At 34.1% G+C, this 10,715-nt stretch carries 9 protein-coding genes and 2 tRNA genes; 7 read left to right on the forward strand and 4 right to left on the reverse strand.

Annotated features, from left to right (window positions below):
* Positions 1–85: 85 nt before the first annotated feature.
* Positions 86–2,614, reverse strand: a complete 2,529-nt coding sequence (locus tag AC1Q7L_RS08020; protein ID WP_072412971.1) for an ATP-dependent Clp protease ATP-binding subunit — start codon at positions 2,612–2,614, stop codon at positions 86–88.
* Between the two features lie 153 nt (positions 2,615–2,767).
* Between AC1Q7L_RS08020 and AC1Q7L_RS08025 the strand changes: the two genes are divergently transcribed.
* The 4 genes from AC1Q7L_RS08025 (at position 2,768) to AC1Q7L_RS08040 (ending at position 5,594) form a co-directional block, all read left to right on the forward strand.
* The gene (locus tag AC1Q7L_RS08025; protein WP_123981898.1) at positions 2,768–2,995 is read left to right on the forward strand and encodes a uroporphyrinogen decarboxylase; all 228 of its coding nucleotides are present in this window, start codon (positions 2,768–2,770) and stop codon (positions 2,993–2,995) included.
* Entirely contained in the window at positions 2,992–4,092 is a 1,101-nt protein-coding gene (locus AC1Q7L_RS08030) for a glycosyltransferase (RefSeq protein ID WP_492305003.1), read from the forward strand. The genes AC1Q7L_RS08025 and AC1Q7L_RS08030 overlap by 4 nt, the downstream gene beginning before the upstream one ends.
* A 111-nt stretch (positions 4,093–4,203) precedes the next feature.
* Positions 4,204–4,623: a SufE family protein gene (locus AC1Q7L_RS08035; protein WP_410691746.1), complete on the forward strand. Its 420-nt coding sequence runs from the start codon at positions 4,204–4,206 to the stop codon at positions 4,621–4,623.
* A gap of 2 nt (positions 4,624–4,625) precedes the next feature.
* Complete coding sequence (locus AC1Q7L_RS08040) at positions 4,626–5,594, forward strand: glycosyltransferase family 9 protein (RefSeq protein WP_492305004.1); 969 nt, start codon at positions 4,626–4,628, stop codon at positions 5,592–5,594.
* A 537-nt stretch (positions 5,595–6,131) separates the two neighbouring features.
* On the opposite strand, the gene AC1Q7L_RS08045 is transcribed toward AC1Q7L_RS08040, so the two are convergent.
* The 3 genes from AC1Q7L_RS08045 to AC1Q7L_RS08055 form a co-directional block, all read right to left on the reverse strand.
* Positions 6,132–6,206 (reverse strand) — tRNA-Val (locus AC1Q7L_RS08045).
* A gap of 30 nt (positions 6,207–6,236) precedes the next feature.
* Positions 6,237–6,311, reverse strand: a tRNA-Val gene (locus AC1Q7L_RS08050).
* Between the two features lie 42 nt (positions 6,312–6,353).
* Positions 6,354–7,598: a bifunctional folylpolyglutamate synthase/dihydrofolate synthase gene (locus AC1Q7L_RS08055; protein ID WP_492305005.1), complete on the reverse strand. Its 1,245-nt coding sequence runs from the start codon at positions 7,596–7,598 to the stop codon at positions 6,354–6,356.
* A 98-nt stretch (positions 7,599–7,696) separates the two neighbouring features.
* Here AC1Q7L_RS08055 and AC1Q7L_RS08060 point away from each other — a divergent pair, with 98 nt between their 5' ends.
* Genes AC1Q7L_RS08060 through AC1Q7L_RS08070 form a run of 3 tightly spaced genes read left to right on the forward strand, consistent with a single transcriptional unit; the run spans position 7,697 to position 10,687 of the window.
* Complete coding sequence (locus AC1Q7L_RS08060; RefSeq protein WP_410691742.1) at positions 7,697–9,010, forward strand: TolC family protein; 1,314 nt, start codon at positions 7,697–7,699, stop codon at positions 9,008–9,010.
* A 1-nt stretch (position 9,011) separates the two neighbouring features.
* Positions 9,012–9,602, forward strand: coding sequence for a SprT-like domain-containing protein (locus AC1Q7L_RS08065; RefSeq protein WP_492305006.1), 591 nt, complete (start codon positions 9,012–9,014; stop codon positions 9,600–9,602).
* A 2-nt stretch (positions 9,603–9,604) separates the two neighbouring features.
* Positions 9,605–10,687 carry a mannose-1-phosphate guanylyltransferase gene (locus AC1Q7L_RS08070; protein WP_492305007.1) on the forward strand — a complete coding sequence of 361 codons (1,083 nt, stop codon included), beginning with the start codon at positions 9,605–9,607 and terminating at the stop codon, positions 10,685–10,687.
* Positions 10,688–10,715: the final 28 nt, after the last annotated feature.

Raw genomic sequence — 10,715 nt, forward strand, 5'->3', positions numbered from 1 at the left:
GAAAAAAATATGTTAAAAATTAATTTAAACGAAAAAAGCACCGAGAAATTCCCGATGCTTTTATATTTAAAAATTAAATTATTTATTAAGAAGATTTTTCAACCGTCTTTTTTGTTTTCTGAGCTTTTCCGGCAAGACCGTCTTTCGCTTCATTTACATCTAAAATAATAGTTTCTCCTTCGTTTAATTGTTTGTTTACAAGCATTTCGGCCAATAAATCTTCAATATATTTCTGGATCGCTCTTTTTAGAGGTCTTGCACCGAAGTCTTTATCCCAACCTTTTTCAGAAATAAAGTCTTTCGCTTCTTCAGTTAAATCAACTTTATATCCTAATTTATCTAGTCTTGTGTAAAGCTTGTTCAATTCAAGATCAATGATTTTCTTGATGTCTTCTTTCTCAAGAGAGTTGAAGATCACGATATCATCAATTCTGTTAAGGAATTCAGGCGCAAATGCTTTTTTAAGGGCATTTTCAATCGTTCCTCTTGCTCTTGTATCAGAACCTGTTTTCTTAGCAGAAGTTCCGAATCCTACACCATCACCGAAGTCTTTGATGTCTCTGGTTCCGATGTTTGAAGTAAGGATAATGATAGTATTTCTAAAATCAATTTTTCTACCTAAACTGTCCGTAACATGACCTTCATCTAAGATCTGCAACAAGATGTTGAATACATCCGGGTGAGCTTTTTCAATCTCATCCAAAAGAACCACAGCATAAGGTTTTCTTCTTACAGCTTCTGTTAATTGTCCACCTTCCTCGTATCCAACGTATCCCGGAGGCGCTCCAACCAATCTTGAAACCGCGAATTTCTCCATGTATTCACTCATATCGATTCTGATCAAAGATTCATCAGATTCGAAAAGTTCTCTTGCCATTACTTTCGCCAGCTCAGTTTTACCAACTCCCGTTGTTCCAAGGAAAATAAATGTACCAATCGGACGGTTCGGATCTTTAAGACCAGCTCTGTTTCTTTGAATAGCTTTAACAACTTTCTTCACAGCATCTTCCTGACCGATAACTTTTCCGTTCAGTTTTTCGTCCATCTGAGCTAGTTTATCAAGCTCATTTTTACCGACTTTCGTTACAGGAACTCCGCTCATCATAGAAACTACTTCCGCAACATTTTCATCGGTTACGGTTTCTTTCTTCTCTTTTACATCTTTGTCCCATTTATCCTGAGCAGAATTTAATTCCATTTGAAGGCGTTCTTCTTCATCTTTAAGCTTTCTTGCTTCAAGATAATCCTGAGCTTTTACAGCTTTCTGTTTCAGTTCTTTAATGTCTTCAATTTTCTGTTCAAAATCAATGATTTCAGTAGGAACTTTCATGTTTTTAATATAAACACGAGATCCCGCTTCGTCCATTGCATCAATCGCTTTATCCGGTAAGAAACGGTCTGTAATATATCTTGCTGTTAAATTAACACAAGCCAAAATTGCTTCCGGAGTATACACTACATTATGGTGTTCTTCGTATTTGTCTTTGATTTGATTCAAGATTTGAATGGTTTCTTCAATATTAGTAGGCTCCACCATTACTTTCTGGAATCTTCTCTCTAAAGCTCCGTCTTTTTCAATATACTGACGATACTCATCAAGAGTTGTGGCACCAATACATTGGATCTCACCTCTTGCTAAAGCCGGTTTGAACATATTGGAAGCATCTAAACTTCCCGTAGAACTTCCCGCACCAACAATCGTGTGAAGCTCGTCGATGAATAAGATTACATCACGGTTTTTTTCTAATTCCGTCATGATGGCCTTCATTCTTTCTTCAAACTGTCCACGGTATTTTGTACCTGCTACCAAACTTGCAAGATCCAAAGTGATTACTCTTTTACCATAAAGAACTCTAGAAACTTTCTTCTGTTGAATTCTTAAAGCTAAACCTTCAGCAATGGCAGATTTACCAACTCCAGGCTCACCAATAAGCAACGGATTGTTCTTCTTTCTTCTTGATAGGATCTGAGAAACTCTTTCGATTTCTTTCTCACGACCAATCACAGGGTCTAATTTCCCGTCTCTAGCCAAAGAAGTAAGGTCTCTACCAAAGTTATCCAAAGTTGGAGTTTTACTTTTTGCAGACCCTAAATTTCCTGTAGGCTTTCTCATTTGCTCAAAATCCTCTCTCTCTTCGTCGTCATCGTAAGCACTCATTTGTGGCGCCTGGCCAGAATTTTTTAGCATAGTTTGATATTCTTTTGATACTCCTTCATAGTCGATGTCGTAAGCACCTAATATACTTGAGGTAGGGTCTTCATATTTATATAGAATGCCTAAAAGCAAATGAACGGTATTAATTTCATTACTTTTATACTGTCTGCATTCTAACTCAGCACGTTTGATGGAATGATCTGCCATCTTGGTGAAAGAAATATTGGTAACCTCCTCAGAAATAGGATTTAGACTTGCTGTATTTAGAGTTTCAATTTTTCTTCTGATTTGTGTTAAATCCGCATTAAGGTTTTGAAGGATTTCTTTTGCAGAGTTTTCTGTTTTTATAATACCTAAAAGTAGATGTTCTGTATTAAGAAATTCACTTTTCAGCCGTTTAGCTTCGCTTTTGCTTTGTTTGAACACTTGGCTCAAACCTTGTGAAAACTTATAATCCATAATATATCTCATTAGAATAATAGCAACGTTGCCAATTATTCATTATCTAAATTACAAATATTTTACCAAAAATCAATTAATGACTTTATGGCAGAAAAAAACTTTATTATCTTATTGAAAATGACTAAGTTTGTTATCCTTTAAATTTTTCTCATGAATCCCGAAATTTCTACCTATATCGGATATTCTGCTTCACTTTTTGTAGTGTTGAGCTTTATATTGAAAGATGTAAGAAAAATCAGAATTGTTAATATGATTGGCTGTATTTGTTTTGTCATTTACGGTATCTTTAGCGGAATGCTTTGGCCGGTGATCATACCTAACGGGCTGATTTGCTTTATACAAATTTACCATTTGTTGGCAGGAAAAAAAAGTAAATGAGGAAAAAAATAATCACATCTGCTTTTAGTAATTTATATACAGATCAACGTATAGAAAAGGTTTGCAGGACTTTGCATGAAAATGGCTATGAGATTGAATTAATAGGAAATGATTGGGGTGGTGCAGAAAAAATGCAGCGACCTTATTCTTTTTCCAGAATACAATTAATTTCTAAAAGTTTAAAAACAGCCTACTTTGAGTTTAACTGGAAACTATATCATGAATTAAAGAAAAAGGCAGATCAAAATACGATTCTTCATGCTAATGATTTGGATGCCTTACTACCTAATTATCTTATTGCTAAAAAATTAAATATTCCTTTGGTTTTTGACAGTCATGAAATTTTTTCCGAAATGCCGGCAATTCAAGGCAAAATGTCACAAAAATTATGGAGATATCTTGAGAGAAGTATCGTTCCGAAAGTGAAATTCATGATCACAGCAAGCGGAAGTTATGGAAAATGGTTCCAAAAAAAATATGGAGTTGATCCAATTATCGTTCAAAATGCACCACGAAAAATAGATTTTAACCTTGAAGTTCCCGAAAATAATCCCAAAATAGTTTTGTATCAAGGCGCAATAAATCCGTTTCGTGGAATTGATAAAGTTATTTTAGCAATGCACCATCTTGATAATGTAATTTTAAAAATTGCAGGAGATGGGCCTCGTAAAAAAGAATATGAAGATTTAGTCATTAAAGAAAATCTTCAACATAAAGTTCAGTTTTTAGGAAAATTAAGACCTGAAGATTTAAGAGAAATCACAGTAACCGTTGACTGCGGAATGAGCATTGAAGAGAATGGGGGAGAGAGCTATTTCTATTCTTTACCGAATAAAGTTTTAGATTGCATTCAGGCACGAGTTCCTTTAATTCTATCTAATCTTCCTGAAATGCAGAATATTAAAAGTCAATTTAATGTTGGAGAGATTATTAAAGATCATCAACCAGAAAGTATTGCTGAATCGATCAATTTAATTTTAAATAAAGGAAGAAAAAATTACCAACCAGAACTCGAAAAAGCAGCAAATATTCTTTGCTGGGAAAATGAAGAGATAAAATTGTTACAGGTTTTCGAAAAGGCATTAACTGCGCCATAAGCTTTAAACAGTAGGCAACAAGCCAAATCTCATATCCCAATCACTCTGCCTATAGCTTACTGTTTCAAGCCTAAAGCATAATTTAGTATCTTTGCAAAAAGAAAGTATAGAATGACCATTAAAGAAAAACAGAAGGAACTTATCGACGAATTTGCGTTTCTTGAAGACTGGGAGCAAAAATATGAATACATCATTGATCTTGGAAAGGAATTAAAAGGTCTTCCTGATGATAAGAAAGGTGATGAAAATCTTATAAAAGGTTGCCAGAGTAAAGTTTGGATTGATGCAGAGTTCAAAGATGGAAAACTGTTTTTTGATGCAGATTCTGACGGTATTTTGCCAAAGGGAATCGTTTCTTTATTGGTGAGTATTTACAGCGGGCATTCTACACAGGAAATTTTAGATTCTGACTTTGAGTTTATCTCCGAGATCGGATTACAGGAGTTTCTTTCTCCTTCAAGAGCCAATGGACTAATGGCGATGACAAAACAAATTAAATTTTATGCAGTTGCCTATCAACTAAAGTCGTAGCTGTGACCAGAATTTTAGCATATCGTTTTTCCGCTTTTGGTGATGTCGCTATGACTGCACCGGTTTTTCGTGAGTTCTTGGAACAGAATCCCGACATTGAGATCATCATGGTTTCAAGAAAGAATTTTGAGAGCTTATTCTCTGATATTCCGAATGTTATATTCAAAGGAATCAACTTAGATGATTATAAAGGTATTTTCGGTTTACAAAGATTGGCGAATGAACTGATTAAAGAATTTCATCCCGATATGGTCGCCAATTTACATGATGTGATCAGAACGAAAATCTTAGATAAAATTTATCGCCGAAAAGGACTTAAAGTATTCAAAATCAACAAAGGGAAAGAAGAAAAAGAACAGCTGACCGATATTTGGAATTTAAATAAAGTTCAATTAAAAAAAACGGTTGAGCGTTATGCAGATGTTTTCCGTGAAATGGGTTTTAAAGTTGAGCTTTCTCATCAATTAAGGCCAACTTCAATTAATAAATCAGGAATTGGTTTTGCGCCATTTGCCCAACATAAAGGGAAAATGCTTCCTTTGGAGAAATCTTACGAATTGGTAAAGATTTTAGCTCAAAAGCATAAGATCTACTTCTTCGGAGGCGGAAAAGAAGAGACTGAAACATTGGAAAAATGGGAAAGTCAGATTCCTAATACAAAAAGTTTATCTGGAAAATTAAACCTTACGGAAGAGCTCAATAAAATTTCAGAATTAGAACTAATGATCTCCATGGATTCGGCAAATATGCACTTGGCAAGTTTAATGGGAACACGATGTGTTTCCATTTGGGGCTCTACGCATCCATATGCCGGCTTTCTAGGCTTTGGACAGAGTGAAGATGATGTTGTGCAGGTAAATGATCTTACGTGCAGGCCTTGCTCTGTTTTTGGAGATAAGGAATGCTATAGGGGAGACTGGGCTTGTCTGGAAGAGCTTAATATTCAGAAAATAGTTGATAAAATCTATTAGAGGATTTTATTTGAATTTTTTCTGCTTTTCTTTTCCAACGTACACTTCTTTTGTTTTTTCATCAACCAATTTTATATATTCTCCTGATCTGTCTATTTTTAAGATCAATTCGCTATTATTTTAATATTGGTAAGTATAAGAAATTGCTTTTTTATTTTAAAAGTAAAAGTAGTTTTTGTTAAAATGCTTTCAAAATGAGTGTCTTTTATTGAGTGATTCATCAATTGAACCTTTGTGGAAGAGGAGCTTGTTTGCGAAAAGACCTTTTTATCACCGATAAATATTAATACTTTTGAATAGGGTTGATTAGCGTTCAAAATATCTATGTTTCGAGTGTCTAGATTATGCTAAAATTGCGTAAAATTATCAAAATTAGGATCAGCATTCTTTGATGCTTTTATAATTACAGGACCCTCCTTAATTTCCTGAGAATAAATTTTTGAAATCGAGAGAAGAAAAACAAAGGATATGAATATTTGTTTCATTGTAATAATATTGATATAACAAAAAAATCTCCCAATAAATTGAGAGATTTTGTGGGCCCTGAGGGATTCGAACCCCCGACCCTCTGGGTGTAAACCAGATGCTCTGAACCAACTGAGCTAAGAGCCCTAAATTTTTTAAAGGTGTTAGGAACCTTTGTGGGCGATGAGGGATTCGAACCCCCGACCCTCTGGGTGTAAACCAGATGCTCTGAACCAACTGAGCTAATCGCCCTCTGTAACGTTATTTCCGTTTAGAGTGGTGCAAATATACGACTTATTCGGAAAACTCCAAATTTTTTTCTAAAAATTCTCCAACAACAAAGTTACTTCCGCCAATAAAAATCATTTCTTCATTTGTACATTGTTGTTTTGCAGATAAATACGCTTCTTGTACAGAATCGAAAATTTTATAAAAAATTTTTGCATTTATCAGCAGATCTTCATAATCTTTCGGATGTCTGCCCCTGTGGATAGACGGTTTTGCAAAATAAAACTCAGAATTTTCTGGTAATAAACTCATCACTTCATCGATCTTTTTATCAACTACAAAACCTAAAATAACGTGTTTATGCTTGTCAATTGAATTTAATTGAGTAAAAACCTGTTCCAATCCTGCCTGATTGTGTCCGGTATCGCAAATTGTCAATGGATTTTGTGAAAATTCAAACCAACGACCGATAAATCCGGTGTTTTTATGAACGTTTAATAATCCGTTTTCAATATTTTGATCTGAAATATTTACGTTGAGTTTTCTTAATTCTTCAATTAATGCCAAAACAACCTTTATATTTTTTGCCTGATAATTTCCCTTTAAATCAGATTTTAAGTCGGTTTTTAGTAGGGTAGCATCACTAAAAGGAGCGTTTTCTTGGATTGATTTTTCTTTAATAATGTGTTTTACAACTTCATTTTCGTCTCCAAAGATTATTGGAGTATTATTTTTAATGATTCCTGCCTTTTCAAATGCAATTTGTTCAATTGTATCTCCTAAAATATTTTGATGGTCTAACTGAACGTTTGTAATTGCAGAAACTAAAGGCTTAATAATATTTGTAGAATCTAATCTTCCACCCAAACCAACTTCAATAATGGCAAAATCTACCTTTTGCTGATAAAAATATTCAAAAGCCATAATGGTAGTGAACTCAAAAAATGAAGGAAGAATATCTTCAGGAAGACCTTTTAGTTTTTGAATGAAATTAAATACAAATTCTTTGTCACAATTTCTTCCGTTTATTTTTATACGTTCTGTAAAATCAATAAGATGAGGAGAGTTGTATAAGCCAACTTTATAACCCGAATCTTGAAGAACAGATGCCAACATATTGCTTGAAGAGCCTTTTCCGTTGGTTCCGCCGATATGGATGCATTTTATTTTTTCCTGAGGATTGTCAAAAAATGCACAAAGTTTAGTGATATTATCTAAACCCGGTTTATAAGCTTTTTCTCCATCGATCTGATAGTTAGGTGCTTGTACGAAAAGCCAGTCAACGGCTTCTTGATATTGTTCAGTTGTCATGATGCAAAATTCTCAAAAGTTTGATAAAAATAAAACATTAATTTTTTTTATCTGTAACTTTTTTAAATTTGATTCGTCTAATATCATAAAATCAGAATATGAAAAAAGTTTGGATTATTGTTTTGGGATTAACAAGCATGGGCTTAAGTGCTCAGAAAAGATGGTCCTTAAGAGAATGCGTAGACTATGCCGTAGAGCATAATCTTCAGGTGATCCAAAATGAATATTCAAAACAAATTCAGGATTCTAATTTAAAAATAGCTAAAAATAACTATTTACCGTCTGTTTCTGCAAGTGTAGGAAATACGGTGAGTTTTGGTCAGGCTTCGTTGGGAACGGGGAGTATTAGAAATGACAGATTTAGTAATAATGCTAATCTTGGTGCTGATATCTTAGTTTACAACAACGGAAGATTAGAGAAAACTATTCGTAAGACGGAATTTGATGTTGAAGCAAGTCAATATGACATCGAAACCATCAAAAATGATATCTCTCTGCAAATCGCTCAACAATATTTAACGACTTTGTTGAATAAAGAAATCGTGAAAATTTCTCAGGCAGCGGTAGAAAATGCTCAAAAACAAGCCGACAGGGCGAAAATTACAACTCAGGTTGGTACAACTGCTCAAACGATCTTGGCGGAAGCTGATGCTGGATTGGCAAGAGAAAAACAAAACCTTAAAACGGCTGAAATTAATGTTGGAAGAAGTTTATTTGCACTGGCGCAGCTTTTACAATTAAATGAATATAAGGATTTTGATGTGGAAGATGTAAGTGTTTCAGATCAATTGTCTCCCCAATTAAAATCTGTGGATGAGGTTTTGACGACAGCTTATGAAAATCAGCCTCAGGTGAAAGCTGCTGAAAGTAGAATTAAATCTGCCGAAGCTCAGACAGAAGTAACTAAAACAGCATTTTGGCCAACAATAACGGCAAGTGCAGGAATTGGAAGTTTTTATAATAACCTGTTGAATGCACAGGATGAAAGAGTTTTCTTTCCGCAGTATAAAGACAATTTTGGGCAAAACGCAGGAGTTTCTATCAATATCCCGATCTTCAATAAAGGAATTACTAAACTTCAGGTTGAGCAATCCAAGATTAATGAAAATATTGCCAAAGCAACTTTAGAACAGCAAAAACAAACCGTAAGACAGAATGTTCAGAAAGCGCAATTTGATGTTGATGCTAATTATGAAATATTTTTATCTGCTGTAGAAGCCGAGAAGAGTACAAAATTAGCTTTAGATTTTGCTGATAAAAGTTACGTTGCAGGAAGAACGACGATCTACGATGTGAATGTTGCCAGAAATAATTATGCAAACGCACAAGGTTCTGTGGCTCAGGCGAAATTTAACTATCTTTTCAGTCTTAAATTATTGAATTTCTATGCAGGAATTCCACTAAGTTTGTAAAATGTCTATTCAATCATTAGAAAAATATTTACCACCAAATACGCTACAATATTTAAAACATTGGTTTTTAGATTATTATATTCATATTAAAATTACACGAAACAGGAATTCTAAACTGGGAGATTATAGAAAGCTCCCCGACAATTCTCATGAAATTACAATAAATTCTACGCTTCCACCGCAGCTTTTTTTCTTTGTTCTGACCCATGAATTGGCTCATTTAATAGCATTTGAAAAGTACGGAAGAAGAATCTCTCCACATGGAAACGAGTGGAAAGAAACATTCCGATTAATGCTTCTTGAAAGTATCGAGGTTTATGAGGAAGAATTAAGACCAATTATTACCAAATTTTCGAAGTCTCCAAAGGCAAATTTCATGGCTAGCCCTGATTTGGTTAAATATTTTCACATTGAAAAACAAGATGATACCCTACAATTTATTGAAGAACTTCAAAAAGGAGACTATTTCATCTATCGAAATGAAAAGTATTTTTTAGAGGGTCTGATAAAAAAAAACTATCTTTGTAAGAATCTGGCTACTGGTAGAAAGTATTCTTTTAAGCCTTTAGCTAGAGTAGAAAAATGTAGTTAAACATGTCAAAATCAGATAAATACTGTGTGATAATGGCTGGGGGAATCGGTAGTAGATTCTGGCCACTGAGCACTCAGAAATTTCCAAAACAATTTCAGGATATTTTAGGAACCGGGCGTACGATGATTCAGCAAACGTATGACAGGATCAAAAAAATAATCCCTAATGAGAATATATTTGTAATTACGAATAAGGAGTATATTACTCTATCTCATCAGCAATTACCTGAAGTTCCGGAAGAAAATATCGTAGGTGAACCATTAATAAAAAATACAGCAGCATGTAATCTTTACATGGCTAATAAAATTGCTGAGATCAACCCTAATGCAACAATGATCGTCTTACCGGCGGATCATTTGATTTTGAGAGAAGATATTTTCTTGGAAAAAGTAGAGGTGGCTTTTGATCTTGCTTCTAAGAATGATTATCTTGTAACGTTGGGGATTACACCAACAAGACCAGATACGGGTTACGGTTACATACAATTTGTAGATAAAAAAGGATCAGAGCATTTTAAGGTTAAGACTTTTACGGAAAAACCGATTCTGGAACTTGCAAAAAGTTTTATGGAAAGTGGAGATTTCCTTTGGAATGCAGGAATTTTCATCTGGAATGTTAAAACGATTCATCATGCTTTTGAAATGTATCTTCCAGAGATGACGCAACATTTTATGGCTTGTGAATACAATGCAGACAGTGAAAAAAGCTGTATTGAAATTATTTATCCGAAAGTTCAGAAAATCTCTATTGATAACGGAATTTTAGAAAAAGCTAAAAACGTTTATGTAATTCCTTCTGACCTTGGTTGGAGCGACCTAGGAACATGGACATCCGTTTATGAAAATGCTGAAAAAGACGAAAATGAAAATGCAGTCAAGCAAAAACATATTCTGACTTACAATACAGAAGGAAACATCATTCATGTAAAAAACAGTAATAAAGCAATTGTTATTGACGGATTGAAAGATTTTATCGTTGTAGATACCGAGAAAGTCTTACTGATTTGCCCAAGAGATCACGATCAATTGATAAAAGATTACGTTCTTGATCTGAAAAATTTAAAAAAAGGAGAAAAATTCATTTAAAAAATGGCATAATTTCTGCCACGTTTTG

Source organism: Chryseobacterium sp. GW823-FHT05E08 (assembly GCF_058795655.1).

What these genes read in the sequence shown, in the direction of transcription:
- AC1Q7L_RS08020 (WP_072412971.1), bottom strand. Translation starts at nt 2,614, where the DNA reads ATGGATTATAAGTTTTCACAAGGTTTGAGCCAAGTGTTCAAACAAAGC.
- AC1Q7L_RS08025 (WP_123981898.1), top strand. Translation starts at nt 2,768, where the DNA reads ATGAATCCCGAAATTTCTACCTATATCGGATATTCTGCTTCACTTTTT.
- AC1Q7L_RS08030 (WP_492305003.1), top strand. Translation starts at nt 2,992, where the DNA reads ATGAGGAAAAAAATAATCACATCTGCTTTTAGTAATTTATATACAGAT.
- AC1Q7L_RS08035 (WP_410691746.1), top strand. Translation starts at nt 4,204, where the DNA reads ATGACCATTAAAGAAAAACAGAAGGAACTTATCGACGAATTTGCGTTT.
- AC1Q7L_RS08055 (WP_492305005.1), bottom strand. Translation starts at nt 7,598, where the DNA reads ATGACAACTGAACAATATCAAGAAGCCGTTGACTGGCTTTTCGTACAA.
- AC1Q7L_RS08060 (WP_410691742.1), top strand. Translation starts at nt 7,697, where the DNA reads ATGAAAAAAGTTTGGATTATTGTTTTGGGATTAACAAGCATGGGCTTA.
- AC1Q7L_RS08065 (WP_492305006.1), top strand. Translation starts at nt 9,012, where the DNA reads ATGTCTATTCAATCATTAGAAAAATATTTACCACCAAATACGCTACAA.
- AC1Q7L_RS08070 (WP_492305007.1), top strand. Translation starts at nt 9,605, where the DNA reads ATGTCAAAATCAGATAAATACTGTGTGATAATGGCTGGGGGAATCGGT.